Origin of the sequence: Citrobacter sp. MGH 55, assembly GCF_016906145.1 — a bacterium.
Taxonomy (GTDB): domain Bacteria; phylum Pseudomonadota; class Gammaproteobacteria; order Enterobacterales; family Enterobacteriaceae; genus Citrobacter_A; species Citrobacter_A amalonaticus.
On the sequence record NZ_CP070239.1, the window covers coordinates 2121837 to 2146463 of the forward strand.

At 55.3% G+C, this 24627-nt stretch carries 18 protein-coding genes; 4 read left to right on the top strand and 14 right to left on the bottom strand.

From position 1 onward, the window contains the following. The first annotated feature begins 22 nt into the window (after positions 1-22). Together prfB and lysS are read left to right on the top strand one after the other, a co-directional pair. Positions 23-1121, top strand: a protein-coding gene (gene prfB / locus JTI98_RS08545) for a peptide chain release factor 2 (RefSeq protein WP_114149111.1) whose coding sequence is annotated in 2 segments (ribosomal slippage) — positions 23-97 and positions 99-1121 — 1098 coding nt in all. Because the reading frame shifts where the segments join, the coding sequence is not laid out codon by codon here. Between the two features lie 9 nt (positions 1122-1130). Further along, positions 1131-2648, top strand: coding sequence for a lysine--tRNA ligase (gene lysS, locus JTI98_RS08550; RefSeq protein WP_042999370.1), 1518 nt, complete (start codon positions 1131-1133; stop codon positions 2646-2648). Between the two features lie 52 nt (positions 2649-2700). Here lysS and idi read toward each other — a convergent pair whose 3' ends face one another. The 11 genes from idi to mocA all read right to left on the bottom strand — a co-directional run bounded on the left by idi (position 2701) and on the right by mocA (position 18398). Further along, positions 2701-3249, bottom strand: a complete 549-nt coding sequence (gene idi, locus JTI98_RS08555) for an isopentenyl-diphosphate Delta-isomerase (protein WP_044327228.1) — start codon at positions 3247-3249, stop codon at positions 2701-2703. 134 nt (positions 3250-3383) lie between these two features. Continuing rightward, complete coding sequence (locus JTI98_RS21170; RefSeq protein WP_099433739.1) at positions 3384-3509, bottom strand: hypothetical protein; 126 nt, start codon at positions 3507-3509, stop codon at positions 3384-3386. Position 3510: 1 nt separating this feature from the next. Further along, positions 3511-4959: a nucleobase:cation symporter-2 family protein gene (locus JTI98_RS08560; protein ID WP_044327227.1), complete on the bottom strand. Its 1449-nt coding sequence runs from the start codon at positions 4957-4959 to the stop codon at positions 3511-3513. Positions 4960-5022: 63 nt separating this feature from the next. Further along, complete coding sequence (gene ghxQ, locus JTI98_RS08565; protein ID WP_058587097.1) at positions 5023-6390, bottom strand: guanine/hypoxanthine transporter GhxQ; 1368 nt, start codon at positions 6388-6390, stop codon at positions 5023-5025. Positions 6391-6422: 32 nt separating this feature from the next. Beyond that, positions 6423-7739: a guanine deaminase gene (guaD, locus tag JTI98_RS08570; protein ID WP_058587096.1), complete on the bottom strand. Its 1317-nt coding sequence runs from the start codon at positions 7737-7739 to the stop codon at positions 6423-6425. 17 nt (positions 7740-7756) lie between these two features. After that, positions 7757-9157 (bottom strand): NCS2 family protein, encoded by a 1401-nt coding sequence (locus tag JTI98_RS08575; RefSeq protein WP_042999375.1) that lies wholly within the window; start codon positions 9155-9157, stop codon positions 7757-7759. Positions 9158-9319: 162 nt separating this feature from the next. Next, a complete protein-coding gene (locus JTI98_RS08580; protein WP_216082126.1) occupies positions 9320-12190 on the bottom strand; it encodes a molybdopterin-dependent oxidoreductase Mo/Fe-S-binding subunit in 2871 nt (956 codons plus the stop codon). Continuing rightward, complete coding sequence (gene ygfM / locus JTI98_RS08585; RefSeq protein ID WP_042999377.1) at positions 12187-12966, bottom strand: molybdopterin-dependent oxidoreductase FAD-binding subunit; 780 nt, start codon at positions 12964-12966, stop codon at positions 12187-12189. The genes JTI98_RS08580 and ygfM overlap by 4 nt, the downstream gene beginning before the upstream one ends. 45 nt (positions 12967-13011) lie before the next feature. Beyond that, positions 13012-14340, bottom strand: a complete 1329-nt coding sequence (gene ssnA, locus JTI98_RS08590; protein WP_181627863.1) for a putative aminohydrolase SsnA — start codon at positions 14338-14340, stop codon at positions 13012-13014. Between the two features lie 2 nt (positions 14341-14342). Then, entirely contained in the window at positions 14343-17447 is a 3105-nt protein-coding gene (ygfK, locus tag JTI98_RS08595; RefSeq protein WP_216082127.1) for a putative selenate reductase subunit YgfK, read from the bottom strand. A gap of 378 nt (positions 17448-17825) precedes the next feature. Next, positions 17826-18398: a molybdenum cofactor cytidylyltransferase gene (gene mocA / locus JTI98_RS08600; RefSeq protein ID WP_216082128.1), complete on the bottom strand. Its 573-nt coding sequence runs from the start codon at positions 18396-18398 to the stop codon at positions 17826-17828. A gap of 48 nt (positions 18399-18446) precedes the next feature. Between mocA and yqeC the strand changes: the two genes are divergently transcribed. After that, positions 18447-19214: a selenium cofactor biosynthesis protein YqeC gene (gene yqeC, locus JTI98_RS08605; protein ID WP_044327190.1), complete on the top strand. Its 768-nt coding sequence runs from the start codon at positions 18447-18449 to the stop codon at positions 19212-19214. A gap of 48 nt (positions 19215-19262) precedes the next feature. Then, entirely contained in the window at positions 19263-20888 is a 1626-nt protein-coding gene (yqeB, locus tag JTI98_RS08610) for a selenium-dependent molybdenum cofactor biosynthesis protein YqeB (protein WP_044327189.1), read from the top strand. Positions 20889-20978: 90 nt separating this feature from the next. Here the strand turns inward: yqeB and arcC are convergent, their stop codons facing one another. From arcC to JTI98_RS08625, 3 genes are read right to left on the bottom strand one after another with little or no spacing between them, the layout of a single operon-like run. Next, positions 20979-21911: a carbamate kinase gene (gene arcC / locus JTI98_RS08615; RefSeq protein WP_216082129.1), complete on the bottom strand. Its 933-nt coding sequence runs from the start codon at positions 21909-21911 to the stop codon at positions 20979-20981. A gap of 13 nt (positions 21912-21924) precedes the next feature. Further along, positions 21925-23331, bottom strand: a complete 1407-nt coding sequence (hydA, locus tag JTI98_RS08620) for a dihydropyrimidinase (RefSeq protein WP_192502158.1) — start codon at positions 23329-23331, stop codon at positions 21925-21927. A gap of 48 nt (positions 23332-23379) precedes the next feature. Then, positions 23380-24591: a YgeY family selenium metabolism-linked hydrolase gene (locus JTI98_RS08625; protein WP_042999385.1), complete on the bottom strand. Its 1212-nt coding sequence runs from the start codon at positions 24589-24591 to the stop codon at positions 23380-23382. Between the last annotated feature and the right edge of the window lie 36 nt (positions 24592-24627).

A 24627-nucleotide genomic window follows, 5' to 3' on the forward strand; every position in this document is an offset into this window, starting at 1 on the left:
GTCCAATAAAAGAAATCAGACCATGTTTGAAATTAATCCGGTAAAAAACCGCATTCAGGACCTCACGGAGCGCTCTGACGTTCTTAGGGGGTATCTTTGACTATGATGCCAAGAAAGAGCGTCTGGAAGAAGTAAACGCCGAGCTGGAACAGCCTGACGTCTGGAACGAACCCGAACGCGCACAGGCGCTGGGTAAGGAACGTTCCTCTCTTGAAGCGATTGTCGACACCCTCGACCAAATGTCTCAGGGTCTGGAAGATGTTTCCGGCCTGCTGGATCTGGCTGTAGAAGCCGACGACGAAGATACTTTTAACGAAGCCGTTGCTGAACTCGATACGCTTGACGAAAAACTAGCGCAACTGGAGTTCCGCCGTATGTTCTCCGGCGAATATGACAGCGCCGATTGCTACCTCGATATCCAGGCCGGTTCCGGCGGTACTGAAGCGCAGGACTGGGCAAGCATGCTGGAGCGTATGTATTTGCGCTGGGCAGAAGCACGCGGCTTCAAGACCGAAATTATTGAAGAGTCAGAAGGGGAAGTGGCCGGGATCAAGTCCGTGACCATTAAGATTTCTGGCGAATATGCCTACGGCTGGCTGCGTACGGAAACCGGCGTTCACCGTCTGGTGCGTAAGAGCCCGTTCGACTCCGGTGGTCGTCGCCATACCTCGTTTAGCTCCGCGTTCGTTTACCCGGAAGTGGATGACGATATTGATATCGAAATCAACCCGGCGGACCTGCGTATCGACGTGTATCGCGCATCCGGTGCGGGTGGTCAGCACGTTAACCGTACGGAATCCGCGGTGCGTATTACCCACATCCCGACCGGGATTGTGACGCAGTGTCAGAACGATCGCTCCCAGCACAAGAACAAAGACCAGGCCATGAAGCAGATGAAAGCGAAGCTTTATGAACTGGAAATGCAGAAGAAAAACGCTGAAAAGCAGGCGATGGAAGACACTAAATCCGACATCGGCTGGGGAAGCCAGATCCGTTCTTACGTCCTTGATGACTCCCGCATTAAAGACTTGCGTACCGGGGTTGAAACCCGCAACACGCAGGCGGTGCTGGATGGCAGCCTGGATCAATTTATCGAAGCAAGTTTGAAAGCAGGGTTATGAGGAACCAACATGTCTGAACAACACGCACAGGGCGCTGACGCGGTAGCCGATCTTAATAACGAACTGAAAACGCGTCGTGAGAAACTGGCTGGCCTGCGTGAGCAGGGTATCGCCTTCCCGAACGATTTCCGTCGCGATCACACCTCAGACCAACTGCATACTGACTTCGATGCGAAAGAGAACGAAGAGCTGGAAGCGCTGAACATCGAGGTGTCCGTTGCAGGCCGCATGATGACCCGTCGTATCATGGGGAAAGCGTCCTTTGTGACGTTGCAGGACGTGGGTGGCCGCATTCAGCTGTACGTTGCCCGTGACGATCTGCCGGAAGGTGTTTACAACGAGCAGTTCAAAAAATGGGATCTCGGCGACATCCTCGGCGCCAAAGGAAAGCTGTTCAAAACCAAAACCGGCGAACTGTCTATCCACTGCACCGAATTGCGTCTGTTGACCAAAGCGCTGCGTCCGCTGCCGGATAAATTCCACGGTTTGCAGGATCAGGAAGCGCGTTATCGTCAGCGCTATCTGGATCTCATCTCTAACGATGAATCCCGCAACACCTTTAAAGTGCGTTCTCAGATCCTGGCCGGTATTCGTCAGTTCATGGTCGGTCGCGGCTTTATGGAAGTTGAGACCCCGATGATGCAGGTGATCCCAGGCGGCGCGTCTGCGCGTCCGTTTATCACCCATCACAATGCGCTGGATCTGGACATGTACCTGCGTATTGCGCCGGAACTGTACCTGAAGCGTCTGGTGGTTGGCGGCTTCGAGCGCGTATTCGAAATCAACCGTAACTTCCGTAACGAAGGGATCTCCGTGCGTCATAACCCAGAGTTCACCATGATGGAACTCTACATGGCCTATGCGGATTATAAAGATCTGATCGAACTGACCGAGTCTCTGTTCCGTACGCTGGCGCAGGACGTGTTGGGTAAAACGGAAGTGCCTTACGGCGATGAAGTGTTCGACTTCGGCAAACCGTTCGAAAAACTGACTATGCGCGAGGCTATCAAGAAATACCGTCCGGAAACGGAAATGGCTGAACTGGATAACTTCGACTCCGCCAAAGCGATTGCTGAATCCATTGGTATCAAGGTCGAGAAGAGCTGGGGTCTGGGCCGTATCGTGACGGAAATTTTCGAAGAAGTGGCCGAAGCGCATCTGATTCAGCCGACGTTCATCACCGAATACCCGGCAGAAGTGTCTCCGCTGGCGCGTCGTAATGACGAGAACCCGGAAATCACCGATCGCTTTGAGTTCTTCATCGGCGGTCGTGAGATCGGTAACGGCTTTAGCGAGCTGAACGATGCGGAAGATCAGGCGCAGCGCTTCCAGGATCAGGTTGACGCGAAAGCGGCGGGCGACGACGAAGCGATGTTCTTCGACGAAGACTACGTTACCGCGCTGGAGCATGGTCTGCCGCCGACCGCGGGTCTGGGTATTGGTATCGACCGTATGGTGATGCTGTTCACCAACAGCCACACCATCCGCGACGTGATCCTGTTCCCGGCGATGCGTCCGGTCAAATAAGCTTCACGGCGACGGCTAATAAAAAAATCCCCGGCTGACATGCCGGGGTTTTTTATTGCTGACGGCTAAAGTTAAGGAGTGACGCTCGCGCCGTATCGTTTGACGCCTGCATCACCATCCACGGACTGAAAGCCCACGGCGTCGCGTCAATTCCGCGTAAAACCGCCTCCAGATCGCTCCACTGATAATCCATCACCTCATCGCGATTGACCTGCAGTTCACTGGTCACCCGTGCTGCATAGACCGGGCAGACCTCATTCTCGACGATCCCACTGGGATCGGTCGCGCGATAGCGAAATGTCGGGTAGACGGGAGTCAGACTGGCAATCTCTACGCCCAGCTCATAACGACAGCGGCGGATAACAGCCTCTTCGTGACTTTCACCTTGTTGAGGGTGGCCGCAGACCGAGTTAGTCCAGACGCCTGGCCACGCTTTTTTTTCCAGCGAACGGCGAGTCACCAACAGCTGTCCCTCTGTATTGAACAGCCAGGAGGAGAAGGCGAGATGCAATGGTGTGTTAACGGTGTGGGCGGTATATTTTTCCAGCGTGCCGGAAGGTGTGTCCTGTGCATCCAGTAAAATGACGTGTTCCTGTCGCATAATGTCTCACTGTCAATCTCAAGCGCACACCAGTATATGAGATCTCACGATGAAATGATTAACGCCGGGAGCGTTTAACACAGGAATGTGACATCCGCATCTTGCGGTACGGATGTCGGGAGCGGGGCGTGATTTTAGAAAAACAGCAGCATAAACCGGAAGCGACTTTCGATACCCAGCGCAATGCCGTCAGAAATGGCGGGTATCGACATCAGCATGAGCAACAGCAAGGTAATCAGGCAGCGCCAAAAGAGATTCATGCTATTCATCCTGCTGATTTTTTTTCAGCTTGCGCATCAGTAACCACATTCGAACCGTTCTGACCTTCAGGTTTTTATCCGAGACGGATTCTTGCACCAGCCCGGTATGGTGGTGGTAGCCATTGAAAAAGAGATTCAGTACGACAGCACTGAAGGTGGCAAGCATAATTCCGCTGTGCAGTAACGGCTGGAGAACGGCAGGCAGGCGAGAGAAAAAGTCATGCGATAACGTCGGCGTCATGCCGACGCCCAGGCTGATGGCCACAATGTAGAGGTTGTAACGGTTCGTGGTGTAATTGCAGCGCGAGAGAATGCGGATCCCGGTTGCCAGTACCATACCAAACATCACCAGACCCGCGCCGCCGAGGACGAACTGCGGAATGGAGGCGACCAGAACCGCCATTTTCGGCACCATGCCAAACAAAATTAAGATGACGCCGGAAGCGATGCAGACCCATCGACTGTGCACGCGCGTGACGCTGACCAGGCCAACGTTTTGGGAAAATGAGGTGTGGGGAAAGCTGTTAAACAGTCCGCCAATCATTGTCCCGACGCCATCCACGCGCAGGCCGCGAATGATATCCTGCGATGAGAGTTTGCGACCGACGATTTCGCCGAGCGCCAGGAACATCCCCATCGATTCAATAAACACAATGATTAACACAGCCGTCATGGTCAGAATCGACACCGGATCAAAGACAGGGGTGCCGAAGGCCATGGGGGTGACAATCGCGAACCACGAGGCATCGTGCAGGCCTGACAAATTCACTTCATTCATCATCCATGACAACGCAAAGCCAAAGATGATCCCCAGCAGGACCGCGACGTTGGACATGAAGCCTTTGGCAAATCGGGTGATTAATAAAATAAAGATTAAGACCGCAAATGAAATCCCTAAATAGACCGGATTCCCATACTCAGGATTACCTTTTCCGCCTGCAGCCCAGTCAACGCCCACCTGAATAATGCTCAGACCAATCGAGGTGATCACCACGCCCGTTACCAGCGGTGGAAATAAGGGCATCAGGCGACCGACAAGCGGCGCTAAGAGTGTGGTGATCGCGCCAGCGGCAATGGTTGAGCCAAAAATACCCAACAGACCGATATCCGGATTGATGCCAATCGCAATCATCGGCGTCACCGCGGCAAACGTCACCGACATAATCACGGGCAGGCGAATCCCCATAAAGCGACCGATGCCAATACATTGCAGCAGGGTCACGATCCCGCAGCAGAAGAGATCCGAGCTGATTAACAGCGCAATAGCTTCTTTGCTGAGGCCGAGTCTGTCGCCAATCATCAGCGGTACAGCGACCGCGCCCGCGTACATGACCAGCACATGTTGCAGACCGAGGACGACCAGCTTGCCAGGCGATAATATACGGTCGACCTCATCGGTGGCGCGGCCCTGCCCCGACGGTGAGGGAAGTTGGGAATCTATGGCGCTCATGCGTTTTCTCCTGAATGGCGAGGCCGATAGAACAGCTCCGCGCGCGTTGGCGCGGAGCCTCGCTTAAATAGCCCATCCGCCGGCGTAAAAAGCCACCAGCGCGACGGTAATGATGACGGTACCGATGTTCAGCTTCTGCCATTCCCGGGCAAAAACGCGACCGACAACCAGCGTCACGAAACCGAGCATAATGCCGGTGACGATATTGCAGGTCAGGACGATAAATACCGCGCAGACCAGACCGGCCATCGCATCGATGAAGTCATTGAAATCCAGTTTTGAGACATTACTGAGCATCAGTAAGCCGACGTACATCAGCGCAGGCGCCGTCGCATAGCCGGGTATCAGGTAAGAGAGAGGCGATAAGAACAGGATAAGCAAGAACAAACAGCCGACGATGGCGGCGGTCAGTCCTGTTTTTCCACCGGCGGCGGTTCCCGCAGCGGATTCAATATAGACGGCGGCCGGCGCTGCGCCCACCAGACCGGAGAATACGGAGCTGATGGAGTCGCTGGTCAACGCTTTACCGCCGTTGATGATTTGGTTGTCTTTATCCAGCAGATTCGCTTGTCCGGCGACGGCGCGGATGGTGCCGGTAGCATCAAATACCGCCGTCATCACCAGCGCCAGTACGCTGGGCAGCACCGCAGGCTGTAAGGCGCCCATGATATCAAGACTGAAAATCAGAGACTTACCGTCTTCACCGCTCAGGCTGGGCATGGCGACCAGGCCGTGATATTTAACGGCAGGGTCAAATATCAATCCGATAATCGAGATGGCGATAATCACCAGCAGGATCCCGCCAGGGACGCGGCATTTCTCCAGCCCGAAGATGACCGCCAGTCCCAGCAGACTCATCAGAACCGGAAAAGAGGTAAATGCGCCGAGTGCCACCGGAAGCCCTTCCAGCGGGTTTTTAATCACCATACCGACGCCGTTCGCCGCGATCAGCAACAGGAACAACCCGATGCCAATCCCTGTGCCATGCGCGATACCCATGGGTAAGTTTCGTAAGATCCAGGTCCGGACGCCGGTGACCGAGATAGCGGTAAAAATGACCCCCATCAGGAAAACCGCGCCGAGGGCGACAGGAATCGAGATCTGCTGCCCCAGCACCAGGCTGAATGCGGTGAAGGCGGTCAGCGAAATAGCACAGCCAATCGCCATCGGCAGGTTGGCCCACAGGCCCATCAACAGTGAGCCGAAGCCTGCGACGAGGCAGGTGGCGACAAAGACGGCGGCGGGTGGGAATCCCGCTTTCCCCAGCATTCCGGGCACGACTATGACCGAATAGACCATCGCCAGAAAGGTGGTCAACCCGGCCAGTATTTCCTGACGCACGGTACTGCCACGCGCCGTAATCTTGAAGTAATTATCCAGCGCGCTGCGTGGTTTCGACGCGCCGGGGGTTTGCAGAATATCTCCAGACATAATGATGTCCTCAGCAGGATGTTAGCGTTCTGTCAGGTCCGTTCGTACACCAGACGTCCGTCGACGTAAGTGCGGTAAATTGAGCGATCGTCGCCCAGCGTCATCATCACGAACAATTTGTCGACCAGGGATGTAGAGTTGTCATAGCGCAGTTGTTGCAGCGGCGTCGCTGTCGGTTCCAGCACCACAAAGTCCGCCTCTTTGCCCGGCATAAAGTTACCAATCAGATCGTCGAGGCCCAGCGCTTTCGCGCCGCCGAGCGTCGCCAGGTAAAAGGCTTCGTATGCCGAGAGTCGGTACCCCTGTAGTTGCACCACTTTGTAGGCTTCGTTCAGCGTTTGCAGCATGTTGAAGGTGGTACCGGCGCCGATATCGGTTCCCATACCGACGTTGATCTTCTTCCTCCAGGCTTTTTGCAGATTGAACAAACCGCTGCCGAGGTAGAGGTTTGAGGTCGGACAAAAGGCGATGCTGGAGTGGGTTTCGCTCAGGCGATCCCACTCTTTCTCTTCCAGATGGACACAGTGGGCGAAGACGCAATTTTTGCCGGTCAGTCCGTACTGGTGGTATACATCCAGATAGCCGTCATGTTCAGGATAGAGTTCTTTAACCCAGGCAATTTCGTCTTTGTTTTCACAGAGATGGGTATGTACCCAGGTATCGGGATATTCTTCCCGCAGACGCTGCGCCATCGCCATCTGTTGCGGTGACGAGGTCGGGGCAAAGCGCGGCGTGATGGCATACAGCAGGCGGCCATTTTTATGCCAGCGCTCAATCAACGCCTTACTTTGCAGGTAGCTGCTCTCGGCGTCGTCCAGAAGATAATCCGGCGCGTTACGATCCATCATCACTTTGCCGGCGATCATGCGCATATTGATATGGCTGGCGGCTTCAAATAGCGCATCCACGGACTGCGGATGCACCGTGCCAAAAACCAACGCGCTGGTGGTGCCGTTACGCAACAGTTGCTTGATGAAAAAAGCCGACATCTCGCGCGCGTATTCCAGATCCTCATAGCGTCTTTCGGTCGGGAAGGTGTGCTTATTCAGCCATTCCAGCAACTGCTCGCCATAGGCACCGACCATTTCGCTCTGGGGGTAGTGGATATGCGTATCAACGAATCCCGGCACGACCAGTTTTCCGCGATAGTCACGGACACGGATGGCATCAGGGATCCGCTGTTTTCCTGCTTCCCACTCACCAAACCATTCGACTTTTCCCTGGCGAATCAGCAGCAATCCGTCTTCCAAAAATCGCAGCGCTGAGGCGATCTCTTCCGGGTTTTCAACGGTGCGGGTGACATCAATAAAGCTGCCGCGTACCGCTTTCAACGTGTGTTCTCCAGACATCGTAAACTCCTTTACCGTTAATCCGTTTCCTCCGGGGAGACGATGCCCGGCAGCACTTCTTCAGGCCGGTAGCCTCCTGGGAGAATGATATTCAGTAGAATGGCGGTCAGACCGCCCGCGCAGATGGGGTTTTCCACCAACACATAAATTGAGGCAGGCAGGATTTTGAATATTTCCGGGTCATAGGAGACGCCCAGCCCCAGTCCCAACGAGGTGGCAACAATCAGCGTTTCACGGCGCTTAAGCCCGTTCGTGATGATGATGCGGATCCCGGCGATTGCGATCATCGAGAACATTAGCGTCATCGCGCCACCCAGCACCGCCGAAGGAATAGTGGTAAAGAAGCCGCCAATCATGGGAAACAGCCCAAGCAGCACCAGCATGACGGCGATGGTACGGCCGATATAGCGAGAGGCGACGCCGGTCATCTGGATAACGCCGTTGTTTTGCGCAAAGGTCGTCAATGGCAGTGAACCCACCGCAGAGGCAATAACGGAGACCAGCCCATCGGCCAGCACGCCGCCCTTCAGGCGTGACTGGTATTCATCTCCCTGAATGGGGCGTCTGGACACCATCGCGGTCGCGGTAATGTCGCCGACGGCTTCCAGCACGCTGAGCAGATAAATGGTCCCCACCACCAGAAAGTGATGAAAGTTGAACTGGAAACCGTACTTAAAAGGGGTCGGGATGGTGACCCACGGCAGATTGCGCATACTGCTGAAATCCACCATGCCCAGGCACAAAGAGACGATATAACCCACGCACAGCCCGATCGCGATGCCGCCCATTCTCAGTAACGGACTGCGGCAGCAGTTAAAACCGATCACCACGATCAGCACCAGCAACCCGACGCCGATATTCTCGTAATTTCCGTAGGTGCCGCTGCTTTTCGCCGCAAAGCCGCCGCCAAAATCGATAATCCCGACTTTAATCAGGCTCAGGCCAATCATCAGCACCACAATGCCGCTGACGGTCGGCGTGATAACCCTGCGCAAGTAAGGCAAAATGAAAGACGATCCCACCACCAGAAATGCCCCGACAAATGAAACGCCGAGCAGCGATGACATGATCAACTCTTCGTGGAATCCATCGTTTTTCATCCCGCTGCCCAGTGCAATCATCACCGTAACAAACGAAAAGTTGACCGACTGAATCGAGAGTAAGCCGGAACCGACCATGCCATAGCGATTGACCTGCAGCCAGGTGCCGATGCCAGATGCAATCATCGCCATTGAGACCAGATAGGCGGTGGTTTCCGTTGAGAGCTGTAGCGCGGTGCCAACAATTAATGCGGGCGTGACCATGGGGACAAAGATGGCCAGCAGGTGGGTGATCGCGCCGATAATAGACTGATGAAAGGGAGGGCGATCCTCCAGTTCGTAAATCAGATCTGAGCCTGCACGTGATATATCAGACATCCCTTCACTCCTTAATAAGTAAATTTGATCATCTGAATCAGCAGAATTAAATTCTGCGAATTTGAGGCGCAGGTTGCCCTGAGAACGGCTTATCTCATTTCCGCAGACGGCATTTAATCGTTATTGAGTCATGTGAGCGGGCCGCCTGAGCGGCCCACGTCGTTACATTTTTTCCAGCGCGGTCAGTATTTTCTCCGGTGTGAAATGCCATTCGCGTAACCATACGCCACAGGCATCATGAATAGCAGTGGCAATGGCCGGCGCCGCGCCGTTAACGCCAATTTCAGAGATCGATTTGGCGCCAAAGGGGCCAACCTTATCGTCGCTCGGCACCAGAACGGCACGAAAATCCCGAGGGATGTCGCCAATTTTTGGCGCACCGTAACTGCGCAGATCGCGGGTCAACGGATGGCCTTCGGCATCATAGAGGATCTCTTCGCTCAGACTATGGCCAATGGCCCGCATTGACGCACCGTAGATTTGCCCGAGTGCGAGTTCCGGGTTGACCGGTGTGCCACAGTCCAGCAGTGCGTAGAACTTGTCGAGACGGATTTCGCCGGTTCGGGTATTCACCGCGACTTCGGCGAAGTTCGCCCCATACGGAAATGCGAAGTCTGCGGTGATGTAACTGGCCGTGGCGACCAGCGTGCCAAAACCAGTTCCCGTCTCCGCTTTGTGCGCGATCTCAGCGTAACTCACTTCGCCCTGCTTGCCGCGTACAACGCCAGGTGCTACCAGTTGAACGTCAGCAACGGGTTCACCCAGCATCTGCGCCCCATGAAAGAGGATTTTCTCACGCAGGTTTTCTGCTGCCTTACGCGCCGCGTTCCCCGAGAAGCAGGTGCCGGATGAGGCGTAAGCGCCTTTGTCGAAGAGTGCATGGTCAGTATCGCCGGAAATGACATGCACTTCCTCTGGCGCACAGTGCAGCACTTCCGCCGTCAGTTTAGTGACAACCGTATCCAGCCCGGTGCCAATATCTGCGCCGCCGGAGTGGACGATGAAAGTGCCATCGGACTCCAGTTTGATCATGCAGTTCGCCTGATCGATGTCCGGGATCCCTGATTTCTGCATAATAATGGCGACCCCGCGACCGGTACGCCAGTCACCGTCCTGTGGTTTGGGCGACGACCAGTCGATCATCTTCCGTCCCTGACGCAGGATCGCTTCCAGTGCGCAACTGGCGGCGGAAGGAACGGAGGTTGGCGCTTTCCCTTCACCGATCGCGCCGAGAATTTTCAGTTCCTGTCCCTCGTGAACCCGATTGCGTTCGATGATCTCCAGTTGATCAATGTGCAGTTGTTCGGCAAGTTCGGCTAACGCCATCGTCATCGCAAAGGTGCCTTTCGGCGCGCCATAGCCCTGATACGCCCCCGTCGGACAGATATTGCTGTAGTAGGTGGTGACCTGGAAATCGACGTTGTCGCAGGGGTACAGCGGTAACGAGAGCGCCGGGCCGTTGCTCGGCACCGTCAACGAATGGTTGCCATATGGGCCAGTATTGGCGCGGAAGTCCATTTTGACCGCCGTCAGGCGACCATCTTTCTTCGCGCCAAGTTTGACCGTGACTTTTGCAACGTGACGGGAGGTATTGGCAATAAACTCCTCTTCACGGGTATAGCGGAAATAGACCGGGCGTCCGGTCACGCAGGTCGCCCATGCGCAGACTTCTTCCAGCAGGATGTCCTGTTTAGAACCAAAGCCGCCGCCGACGCGTTCCTTAATGACGTGGACTTTGTGCTGCTTCATGCCAACGAGACGGGCAACCTGGCGGCGAAGGTGCCACGGTACCTGAGTTGAGGCGTGAATGATCAGGCGATCGCCGTCCATGCGCGTAAAACATATGTGAGGCTCTGCCGGACACTGCTGCGCCTGTGTGGAGTGATAAGTGCGCTCGATGATCACATCCGCTTCGGCAAACCCTTTCTCCATATCGCCGATATGACCATGAATGCTGGCGGCGATATTTTTCCGCGGGCGTGAACCTATCGGGAAGTTGATGACCATGTGCTCGCCACGTTGGGCGGCATGGCGGTTATCTTCTTCCAGTGTCTGTGGCGCGCCTGTGACGTACACCACCGGTTCATCGTGTACGACGGGTGCATCGTCTGCCATGGCTTCGTCTATCGACAATACCGGCTTAAGCACATCATATTTCACATCAATGAGTTCGAGCGCGGCCAGCGCAATCTCTTCGCTCTCTGCAACCACGGCGGCAACACGATCGCCGACATGGCGCATTTTTTTGCCGAACATGCGGCGGTCAAGCGGGGAGGGTTCCGGCGCGCTCTGCCCGCCGGGCGTATAATAGATGTCCGGGCAGTTGCGGTGGGTGATCACGTGAACCACGCCGGGCAATGCTTCGGCTTTGCTGACGTCGAGATGAGTGATCAACGCATGGGCGTGCGGACTGCGCAGCATTTTAATTACGCAGGCGTCTGGGGTGATACGGTCTTCCACATAGCAGGGTTTGGCCTGGACCATTTTGGCCGCATCGGTTTTTGGCCAGGGTTTACCAATCACCGCGAGATCGTCGCGGAAAGTGGGGGCGACAGTCATACGGGCTTGCGGATCGTTTTTACGCGCCACCGCCAGTTCGATCACCTGATAATATTGCTGCCAGCCCGCATCACGACTGAACAGGCCGGACAACGCATCGTCAATCTCTTCACGGGTAGGATTCGCGATTCGTTCCAGCAGATCGGTGATGATCAATGCGGCCGCCGGATCGTTATAACCGGACTGCACGACGCCGACATCCACCATCGCCTGTTGTACCAGGCTCAACGCATTCCATTGACCGAGTGATTCGCTGGTGCGGATCTCCGCGTGATCCAACTGCGCGGCAATCAGTAATGAGGCATTGACGATGCGACCGTTGTAGAGAATCGCGTCCGAACCGGCGAAACCGAATCCGTCGTCACTGTTGCGCACGGAGTGCATGCCGAGGCTAAACAGCAGCTTCTGTACGTTTTCGCCCGGGTTAATCTTCATTTCACGGGCCATGCCGTTCAATGTGAAGTGAATCATCATACAACGTCCTCCCCGGCCATCAGACAGTCGGCATACAGATCGGCGACAACCACGCCGGTGATATAGCGCTTATAGGCCGCACTGCCCCGAATATCATCCTGTGGGAACAGGGCGTTTGCGACCGCCTGTTCCAGTTCCGTACCTTCTCGCGTTTGTGTTTCCACATCACGCAGGCGCAGTGCTTTGTCCGCCACGCCGTCCAGCGCGATGCACATGCCACCGTGCTCTGTTAACGCGACCGCCGCCGTCACGACGGTTAATCCGGCCTGTGAACGGCTCACTTTGCGCGTAGCGCAAGGGCGGAAGGGATCTTTAATGATAATTTCGGTGAGCAGGCGATCGCGTGGATCGGCGAGATAGCTTTCCAGCGACAGGGTTTCGCCATCACCACACACCAACTGGGCGTCCAGCGCCAGCAGGACGGGGAGTAACACGGACTCTTGCTGTTGCGCGGCAATCTCGCCGCCGAGGGTCGACTGGTTGCGAAGATGGCGGGAGTAGATAAAGCCTATCGCCTCACGCAGTGCCGCCGGGAGATAGCGGGCGTCATGCAACGGTTGCAGGCGAGTCATCGCCCCGATACGCAATGCGCCATTGTCCCAGTCGATCCACTCCAGTTCCAGATCCTGCAATGAAATGGCAATCCGCTTATCGGTACGCGTTGGCGTGGCGTTAAGTTTGCTGCCCCCGGCAAACCAGACGGCGTCCTCCTGATAGCGGCGCTTGAGTTCCAGCGCCTGGTCAACGGAGTCGGGCCTGAAAAATTGTTCAATCATCATCATTCCTCATCACTCCCTCTCCCGTTCAGGAGAGGGTATGGGCTATGCCAGCGCATCCATTCGCCGCCACATGTTGGCGGCGGCTTTTCGGGCCTGCGCATAAATGGAATCGGTATCGAAAGTGAACTGACGGTCTTCATACACCATCACGCCATTCACCATCACGCTGTGCACGCTGCCTGAACCGAGACCGAAAGCGATATGCCCGGCAACGTTTTCAGCGATCAGCGGCGTCGGCGACGAATAGTCGAGAAGGGTTAAATCGGCTTTATAACCGGCTTCCAGTTGGCCAAATTTTTCTCCGAAGTTGCGGTGCAACAGTTCGTTGCCGTTCGCCAGTGCTTTCGCAAAGCTGTCAGGCCACAGAGGACCGCCCGCGTCGCGATGTTTGAAGAAGGCAAATTTCATCTCTTCAAGCATGTCGGAGCCGATACCGTCCGTCCCCAGCGCCAGATTGCGAATATGGGTAAGGTGGTGGTTATAGCCCACATGGTTATTCATGTTGGAGCGGGCATTGTGTACCAGGAAGGCATCTTGCTGATTCAACAGCGCGATATCTTCAACTGACAGGTACAAGCCGTGTGCGACCAGCGTTTTACGGTCAATGAGCCCATATTCCGCCAACCTGACCAGCAGGTCTTTACCGTACAGATGATGACTGTGGGAGACATCGTAGCGGTCTTCCGCCGCATGGATGTGCAGCCCGCGCCCGGTCGCGTTGATGGCCTCGCGTAGCATCTCCAGACCGGCATCGGGCACGGTAAAGGGGGCATGCGCGCCAATGTGCGCTTCCACCAGGTACGGCTCGCTACCGCTCTCTCGCGCATGGTCTATCTGACGGGCGAAGCGAATATTCTCTTCGACGCCTGCCTGTAGCTCTTTGATACCTTCGTTACGGTCGGTGGTTTCAAAGCAGGTCATAGCCCGAAGACCGACTTTTAAAAAGGCTGAACGCAGCGTAGAGAGCGAGCCCTGGATGTAGCCCGGTGAAGCATGGTGATCGATAACCGCAGAGCATCCGCTCTTAATCGCCTCCAGCGAGCAAATCAGTCCGCTGTAGTAGAGCGACTCTTCGTCCAGCGCCCGATCCAGACGCCACCACAGGTTTTTCAACGTTGAGATAAAGTCCGGGCTGGGGGCGATATTGGCCTGGATCCCGCGCGATAAACCGGAGTAGAAGTGGTTATGCGCACAGACCAGGCCTGGCATCACGATTCGCCCATGCATCTCTTTCCATTGCGCTTGCGGATAGCGCTGCGTCAGGGCGTCACCCACCTCAACAATAACGTCTTTGTCGATTGCAATATCCACCCCTTCACGCACGCTGGCCGGATGAAGTTGTACGGCGGTGACATTTTTCAGAATCAACATGATTACCCCTCCACGCGGCCTAACAGGTAATGGTGATGCTGGTGGACATAGCTAATGACGCGGCACATGTCATCCAGTTCCGGCGGGATGCTGGCGAACTGCCCATCATGGCTGATGTTTAGCACCCAGCTTTGGTCATTCAGCCGGACCCTGACCCGATCGTCTTCCACCAGGAAACCCGGGTTACTGCTGTTGTCGAAATCCTGCGGCAGGCTAAAGAGCGTGACTTTGTCTTTATACGGCTTGCCCTGCCACGGACAGAATTGAGCGCAGTTACCGCATTCGTTGCAGTAAGCATCCAGGTGCAGCGTCTGGAAGCGATTCTGGAATCCCGGCACGGGAATTGACACATTGGCGCGGTTCGGACAGACATCCACGCATTTGCTGCAGACATAGTTGCATTCAAGGCAGCGGGCTGCTTCCTGGGCGACAAAGGCGTCACGGTCGTCTTTATCGACCTTCGCGACCGCGATCTCGCCTTTACGCTGATAGATTTCAGCGGGGCTGACGTTATTCCAGCGTTTATCGCCATGGTGGGAGCGGATATTTTCCCGCCAGAGGATGGTATCCGTGGCCCGACGCGCAGAGCCGATGGCGGCAACAATGGATGATGGGCCACGCTGGACGTCGCCAATCATGAACACGTCGGTGAGGCGGGTTTCGCCGTTGTGATTCACCTCTGGCCAGCCTTTGCTGTCAAGCGGAACACCCATTGCATTCAGTGCTTCGGTATCCTGCTGTTCACCAATGGCGGTAATCAGACTATCGATGTGCAGCGTCAGCGTTTCGTCGGTTTCAACCGGGCGGCGCCGTCCTTTCTCATCCGGCTCTCCGAGCGTCATGACGCGCAGGGTGAGTGTGCCATCCGCAGCAAAACGTTCTGGGTTGTTGAGAAAACGGAACTCAACCCCATCGTGCAGGGCTTCTTCATACTCTTCACGCCAGGCGGGCATCTCCTGCAACGAACGGCGGTAGACCACGGTGACTTTCTCCACACCCGGCACACGCAGTGCCGCACGGGCACAGTCCATCGCCGTGTTGCCCGCGCCGACGATCGCCACATGCTTACCGAGCGTCAACGCAGTTCCCTGATTGTATTCACGCAGGAAGGGAAGCGATTTCCAGATGTTGGGGTTATCGCCGTCGAGCTTCACGCCGCTGTTTTTATCCGTACCGGTTGCGATCAGAACGTAGTGGAACCCCTTTTCTTTCAGGCTCTGTACGGTCAGATCAGGCGCACAGCCATATTCGAACTTCACGCCGTGATCGGCGACAAAATCGATATCGTGCTGGATGAGCTCTGCCGGAATACGGAACTGAGGAATGATATTTTTCACCACGCCGCCCGCGTTGGCTTCGCGTTCAAATAGCGTCACCGGGTGTCCAGCCCGGGCAAGGAAGTAACCGGCCGCAAGCCCGGCAGGACCCGCACCGATGACTGCAACCGCATGACGTGAGCCCGAGCCTGCGGGTTTGTGCCAGCGCTGTTTGTATTCATCCCACCCCTTTTCCAGCGCCACTTTTTTCAGTTCACGGATGTTCAGGGCGCTGTCATAGTCCAGACGGGTACAGTTGTACTGACACTGATGATCGCAGATATGACCGGTGATTGCCGGGAGGGCGTTTCGCTGATAAATCAGTTCCAGCGCGTCGGCATAACGCTGCTCGCCCAGCAGGCGAATATACTCCGGAATGTCCTGTTTGATGGCGCAGGCCGTAATACACGGGGCGACGTAGCAGTCGGTCAGCGGCAAGCCGCCGGCCACGTCAATGCGCTCTTCAGGTTTCCAGTGTTTTTGGGTATAGGCCATCGTGACGGCCTCTTCCGCCAGTCGATTCAGTCGTTCGACATCGACATGTTCCATTCCCCACGCATCTGAAGACTCCAGCTCACGCATACAGGCGCTGAGTCGCAGATAACCGCCTGGCTTTAACAGGTCGGTCGCCATGGTGATCGGACGAATGCCGGTGTCAAAGATATCGCGGATGGTCAACTGGCTGGCGCCGCCGGAATAGGAGATGGGCAATTGGCCGTCGAAGGCCCGGGAAAGCACGGCCGCCACGTTGATTGAGAGCGGGAACAGCGCCCGGCCAGACATATACATCTCTTCGCCGGGAAGCGCACCTTTGTTATTGACGGTGCCCAGGGTGTTGGTGAGTTTTACGCCAAAACCCAGCGACTTTTCTTTTGCCAGCGCCATCAAGCGCTGCAACATTTCCAGCGCCTGGGTGAGCTTTAGATCGTGCTCAAATGACTCTTCTTTTAAGCCGATATAACCGAAGCCACAGCTGTCCAGAATTTCACGTACGCGTGAATAGCCCAGCAGCGTCGGATTCAGCTTCACAAAGGTATTCAGCCCTTTTTCTTCCAGCATATAGCGGCAGATGGCTTCGATTTCGTGCGGTGGGCAGCCGTGCATCGTGGACAGCGTGACGCCCTGCACCAGTTTTGAGGGAATGCGTCCCGGCAGCGCCTGTAGACGTTCCCGATGTGCGTTCAACCCGTGGCGCGCGAGGAATGTTTCATCATGCAGCCATCGCTGTAGCGTATCGCGGTACTGCGCAAATTTAGGGTGCGCGGATGCGTCCATCATGTTGTCGATGAACGCCTGCATGGGCGGTTGCTTGATGCCGTCAAGGTTATAGCCGACGCTCATATTAAAAATGAACGATTTACCGGTCTCGCTACCTGAAGGTTGCAGCAGTTGCTCCAGTAAATGCAGGGCGAACCAGGCTTTAAGATACTCATCCCATGCTTTCAGCAGGGTAAATTCCGTCGACCATTCGGTATTGAAGCACTCATCTTCCGCATCAATACAGGGTTTTTCCAGTTCGAGCCGATCGAGAATTTGCACTGTTTTGAGTTCAATAAACCGACCGCCAGTCAGCCAGGAGGTGATGATATTTTGTGCGAGCTGGGTGTGCGGGCCGGCGGCGGGGCCGACGGGGGTGGCACAGGTTTCACCAAATACGCTTATCGATTTGCCTTTTTCCGGTGAATAGAACTGCTGCTCAGGAATACCAAAGATCGAGCGCTGCTGCTGATATTCATCAAATAGGCGCGTCAAAAGTTCCTCAAACGGAATCGGACGCATTATATCCCCCATACCCCTCTCCTTAGCTTTACTCGGCTTTCTTCAGGTCGTGGCAAGACAACCGGAAGGTGCGCGTGTTCATAGATGTCATTGGTTGACCGGGACTGATAAAGCCGGCGGTTTGGAGAAATAGAGCAACATTCGCACCACTACTCACAAAGCAGAGCCATAAAAATATAATTTTGTGAGGCGCTTCTAATCTTAAGTCCGCTTTGTGAAATATCTCACAAACGCTAAATGAGAATGAAAATCAGCCGGGAGAGGTATGGCGATAAGGTATTTCATCATCGCATTCTGTTTTCTCAAAAATGGCGATCGCTTATCATTATGATAAGTGAAAAATGAATCGGGAAATATTTGAACGCAATCGTTTAACTCCGTATTTCCTATTTATTTGTGTCGATTCTGCGCATTGATAAAATCCTCTGGCGTATCAATATCCAGAGTGATTCGGGCATCGTTTATTTCAATAAGATTATGTTTTCCGCGCAGCAATGCCTGACGCATATTGCTAACATCCGGTTGTGAGATGGCCTGCAACAGGCATTTTTTGGAAAGTAATACAGGATGGCCGGGCTGGCCCTGATAGCAAGGGATAAGTGCGTTATCGTTACGTAACGACCAGATTTTACGGAAAATATCGTTATTCAGTTCAGGCATGTCACCGTGCGTGATGAAGCAGTGCCCGCTGTTCACGGCGGCAGCGCCAACCTTAATTGACGTAAATAAACCCTGAGCATAATCCGGATTGTACGTAATAATAATATTAGGCTGATTCGCATAGCGATTATGTATCTCCGTGGCGCGGTAACCAGAAACTAATATCACCCGGTTACAAAATTGCAGCGCGTTTTTGATACTTGCATCAAGAATTGTTCCTGCGTGCCAGGGTAACATCATTTTCCATTTCCCCATTCTGGATGATAACCCAGCAGCAGTAATTATACAGTCGACGACAGGCATGGCGATTCCATAATGTCTATTAGATGTTATGTTACTTCAGAGAGGCTTATGAGTATACCGGGGCATGCTTCTTTATTCTTTGATTTAGGTGCACAGAAACGGCCAACGGTGATTTCAATTGTCGGTGCGGGTGGGAAAACCAGTACGCTTTTCTGGCTCGCTCATCTCTTTCAGTTATCAGGTCGACGGGTATTCATCACCACGACGACGCATATGTTTCTGCCAGACCACTCCTGGCCGACCCTTTTCTGTCGGGAGCCCGCCGGGTTGCCGTATCACGTGTTAATGCAACCCATCATTACCTGCTTTCGGTCGTGGAAAGCCCCATTGGGAAAAGCACGTGGTTTCTCACCCGACGCCATCGATGCCTTAGCCAGACGATCGGAATGTGACGTGGTTCTCGTCGAGGCAGACGGCGCACGCGGAATGCCGCTTAAAGCGCCAGATGAGCACGAACCTTGCATACCTGAAAGCAGTTGCTGCGTGATTGCCGTGATGGGTGGACACCTGCTGGGGAAACGCGTGGGGGCAGAGCAGGTGCATCGCTGGTCTCCGTTCGCCGGGATGACAGGCCTGACGGAGGGATCCCCCTTATCGCTGAAGGCCCTGGTTCGTCTGGTTCAGCATCCACAGGGGGCATTCAAAAATGCCCCGCCAGCCAGTCGACGCGTCTGGTTTCTCAATCGTTTTTCTCAATCTGAGAATGCCATTGATGAACGCGAGCTCATCCAACTGTTGTCAGACGGTGATGTGCAGGCTATCTGGCTGGGGAATGCACAGGAAACGCCTGCAATCACGCGCAGATTTGTGAGATAGCGACGCCGGGAACACCGGGTTCCTGAAAAGATATCCATTGAGGTCTGTATGAATATTTTCACAGAGGCTGCAAAACTTGAAGAGCAAAACCGCCCATTTGCGTTGGCGCAGATTGTCGATAGCCGGGGGTCCACGCCCCGCCATTCGGCACAGATGCTGGTACATCAGGATGGGTCTATCGTCGGGACTATCGGCGGAGGCATGGTGGAGCGCAAGGTGATCGACGAAGCGCTGCTGGCGTTACAGGAAAGAAAGCCGCGTATGTTTCATGGCCGGATGGCCCGCAACGGCGCCGATGCCGTTGGCTCGGACTGCGGCGGCGCGATGTCGGTTTTTATTAGCGTGCACGGCCTGCGCCCGCGACTAGTGTTAATCGGCGGCGGGCATGTCAACCGGGCGATTGCCCAGGGGGCAGCGCTGTTAGGGTTTGATATTGCCGTAGCGGATGTTTATCGCGAAAGCGTTAACCCGGACGTTTTTCCCCCCTCGGTACAGTTGTTACATGCCGATTCTTTTACCGCGGCAGTGGATGCGCTGGAGATCCGTCCGGACAACTTTGTGCTTATCGCGACGAACAATCAGGATCGGGAAGCGCTGGACAAATTGATCGAGCAACCCGTCGCGTGGCTGGGCTTGCTGGCAAGCCGTCGTAAAGTGCAGTTGTTTATGCGTCAGTTACGGGAGAAGGGCGTCGGTGAAGAGCACATTGCCCGCCTGCATGCGCCGGTGGGTTACAACATTGGTGCTGAAACGCCGCAGGAGATTGCGGTCAGCGTGCTGGCGGAGATCTTACAGGTTAAAAATAATGCGCCCGGTGGACTGATGATGCGCACTGCGCATCCGTCCGGCCATCAGCGGGTGGTGATTCGTGGCGCGGGAGATATCGCCAGCGGCGTGGCGCTGCGATTGTTCCATGCCGGTTTCAAAGTGATCATGCTGGAAGTGGAGAAACCGACCGTCATTCGCCGCAGCGTTGCGTTCGCGCAGGCCGTCTTTGATGGTGAAATGATCGTGGAAGGCGTGACGGCAAGACTGGCCACCTCGTCAGCAGAAGCGGCGGCGTTAGCCGAGCGTGGTTTTATCCCGATTCTGGTCGATCCAGCCGGTTCGCTGATTGACGCACTGAAACCCGTCTGCGTAGTGGATGCGATTCTGGCAAAACAAAATCTGGGTACGCGAAAAGATATGGCTCCTGTGACCATTGCGTTGGGGCCTGGGTTTACTGCGGGTGAAGACTGCCATGCGGTGATTGAAACAAATCGTGGACACTGGCTGGGGCAGGTGATTTACGCCGGTTGTGCACAGGAAAATACCGGGATACCCGGCAATATCATGGGGCATACCGCACGACGGGTGATTCGTGCACCCGCCGCAGGCATCATGCGCGCCAGAGTGAAATTAGGCGATCTGGTAGAAGAGGGCGAGGTGATTGCCTGGATTGGCGAAAACGAAATCAAGGCGCCGCTGTCGGGGATGGTGCGCGGCCTGTTAAGTGACGGGCTGGCGGTGGTGGGCGGTTTTAAAATCGGCGATATCGACCCGCGCGGCGAGACGGCGGATTTTACCAGCGTCTCTGATAAAGCAAGAGCGATAGGCGGCGGAGTACTGGAAGCGCTCATGATGCTGATGCATCAGGGAGTGAAGTCAACAAATGAGGTGCTTGAAGTGGCGTAATGCGAATGGCCAGATGGCGCTATGTTTATCCGGCCCGGGAGGCGCCAGGCCGGGTACGCAAAGCGCCCCCGGCGAATAAAACGCATCATATTACTGGCAGATAACCGTTCCGGTTTTTCCCTCAATCCCTTCTTTCGCTTTACTGAGCACCGTGATCAAGGCTTCCCGACCGGGGCGGGTGCGGGCGAACGACGCGGCGGCCTCCACTTTCGGCAACATAGAACCTTTAGCGAAATGCCCTTCGCTGATAAAGCGTTCCGCATCGCTCAACGACAGGCGATCCAGCCATTGCTCATTTTCTTTACCGAAGTTAATAGCCACTTTTTCGACCGCCGTCAGGATGATGAGCATATCCGCGTCGATCATCTCTGCCAGGCGGGCACTGGCCCAGTCCTTATCGATCACCGCGCTGGCCCCCCGCAGATGGTTGCCTTCGCGAATTACCGGAATACCGCCTCCGCCCACGGTAATAACCACCTGTCCGGCCTCAACCAGCGCCTTGACGGTTTCTTTCTCAATGATGTCCACCGGCTTAGGCGAGGCCACGACACGACGATAACCACGTCCGGCATCTTCTCTAAGCGTATAACCTTGTTTTTCCAGCTGTTCCGCTTCCTGCTGTGTGAAGAATGAACCGATGGGTTTGGTGGGGTTCAGAAACGCAGGATCGTGGGCGTCGACTTCTACCTGCGTCACCAGTGTGGCGACAGGTTTGTGCATCCCGCGTGAGAGCAATTCTTCGCGCAGCGCGTTTTGCAGATCGTAACCGATATAGCCCTGGCTCAATGCCACGCAGACGGACATCGGCAGCATTGGCGAGTGCGCCTCTGTTTTTGCCGCGGCTTCGAATGCCTGGTTGATCATACCCACCTGCGGCCCGTTACCATGAGTCACGATAACCTCATGGCCCTGCGCAATGAGATCCACAATGGCCTGCGCGGTGATTTTGACGGCCTGCATCTGTCCGGCCAGATCCTCACCCAGCGCGTTACCACCCAGCGCGAGAACAATTTTCTTCCTCATTTTTCCTCACTTATCATACACAGTTATCTGTTTCACCCACGCCGGGCGGGGTAAACGGCTTACGTCGTAAGAAGCGGCCCCGGCCTGCTTTCCCTGTAAAGACGCCATCGCAGAAGATCGTTTCGCCACGCGACAGCGTTCTGACAATCGCACCCTGACAGCGGAACCCCTCCCAGGGCGAATAATCAGCGTTATCGTGCAGGTGAGCATGATGGATCGCCTGGCTCTGGCGGGGATCGATAATCACCACATCGCCATCAGCGCCAGGTGCCAGTTGCCCCTTCTGCGGCCATACGCCGAACAGTCTGGCAGGCGTCGCGCTGGTTAACGCGACAAAGCGTTCAGGGGTAATTCGCCCGCTCATCACACCTTCAGAAAAGAGCAGTTGCAGGCGGTTTTCCACGCCGGGCAAACCATTCGGGCAGCGGCTGAAATCGCCGCCTGAGATCTGCTGGCGCTGCGCCATTGAGAAGGTGCAGTGGTCAGTCGCCACCACGTCAATAGCGCCGTCACTGATGCCGCACCAGAGCTTGTCCTGCTCGCGTACATTGCGTAACGGCGGGCTGAGAATGAAGTTCAGGCCGTCTTCCCCGTCATAACGGCGTTCATCCAGCAGCAGATATTGCGGACAGGTCTCTATCCACACGGGCTGATGATTCGCTTTCGCCAGGCGTAAATAGTCCAGTCCCAGGCCATTGGACAGGTGGACGATATACAACGGCGCGTTTCCCGCTAACTGCGCAAGGTTAATCATCCGGGCGATGGCTTCGGCTTCACATTCCAGCGGTCTGCTCAGGGCGTGATAGCGTGGCGACGTTAAGCCAGCGGCAATGAATTCGGCCCGTTTACTGGCGATGGCGGCGTCGTTTTCCGGGTGGACGGTGGTCAGCGCGCCGGACTTGTGCAAACGGCGCAGCACCTGCAAGGTTTCATCATCGTTGAGTTTGTACTGGTAGGTCAGATAGAGCTTGAAGCTGCTGATGCCTTCTTCCACCATCATCGGGATCTCGTCGAGGATGGCATGATTGACGTGCTGAATGACGCCATGGAAACTGTAGTCGATCGCCGCTTTGTGCGCGGCGTACCCCTGGTAGACTTCCAGTTGATGGCGCAGGCGACAGCCTGATGGGCCAAATCCCATATGGTCAATAATGGTTGTTGTACCGCCACACGCCGCGGCGCGGGTGCCGGTAAAAAAATCATCACAGCTACGGGCGAGGCCGGTGTCGATATTGAAATGCGTATGTACATCCACGCCGCCGGGAAAAACGTAGCATCCCGCAGCATCAATCACTTCACACGAAGGGGGCGGCGTAATCTCCGCATCCCGTTGACGAACGATACCGTTCTCAATCAGCAGGTCCTGTTTAGCCTGTCCGTCGGCGTTAACGACAATGCCATTTTTAATCAATACGCGCATAGCACACTCCAGAAATCCCCCGGTAAACCGGGGGAGACAGATGGATCGTTATTTCGTTGCCAGCCAGGACAGTGGAATGGCAGCGTACATCGCGGCGCAGGTCACCAGATGTGATTTCCAGGTTTTTTCGTTTGGCGCGTGGGCTTCGGGTTCTTTACCCGGACCAAAACCGATCACCGGAATACCGTGACGTCCCATAATCGATACGCCGTTGGTGGAGAACGTCCACTTGTCGACCACCGGTGCTTTGCCGAACAGACCTTCATAGGCATTGACCAGCGCTTTGACGGTGAAGTGATCTTCTTCCACTTTCCAGGTTGGGAAGTAGCATTCGGTCGGGTAAACCAGCCCGGTCCAGGAAGGGCGGTCATAGTTGTACATCGAGACCACCGCATTGGCTTTTTTTACAGCCGGCAGGGCGCGAATCTCTTCCAGCGCGCCTTCCCAGGTTTCACCCCAGGTCAGACGACGGTCGATGGAGACGGCGCAACTGTCCGCCACGGCGCAGCGGCTTGGCGAGGTGAAGAAGATTTCGGAAACGGTTAAGGTCCCTTTACCGAGGAATTCGTCATAAGCCAGATGTTGTGACAATTCCTGTAACTCGTTGAGGATTGGTCCCATTTTAAAAATGGCGTTATCGCCGCGTTCCGGGGCGGAACCGTGACAACTGACTCCCTGCACATCAATGCGTATTTCCATGCGCCCGCGCTGTCCACGATAAACCTGGCAATCGGTCGGCTCGGTACTGACAACAAACTCCGGACGGATACCGGATTGCTCGATGATGTACTGCCAGCACAGACCATCGCAGTCCTCTTCCTGTACCGTGCCGGTGACCAGCAGCGTGTACTCATCTTCCAGACCGAGATCTTTAATGATCTTCCCGGCGTAAACCATGGACGCCATGCCGCCTTCCTGGTCAGACGTGCCGCGTCCACCGATCAGTTCATCGGTCTCCATCCCTTCATAGGGATCAAAATTCCAGTTGTTGATGTTGCCGATACCGACCGTATCGATATGCGCGTCCATCGCGACCAGGCGCGGGCCATGGCCGATGTATCCCAGAATGTTGCCCATCGGGTCGATCTCGACTTTATCGAAACCGACTTTCTCCATTTCTTGTTTGATGCGATGGATAACCCGTTTTTCATCGCAGCTTTCGCTGGGAATGGCGACCATGTCGCGCAGGAAACGCGTCATGTCTTCTTTGTAGTCGTTTGCTTTTTCAAGAATCAGTTTAAAAGGAATGTGCTTAGCCATGACTTTTCTCCAGTGTTCGCTCCCGAATCTCCTGGG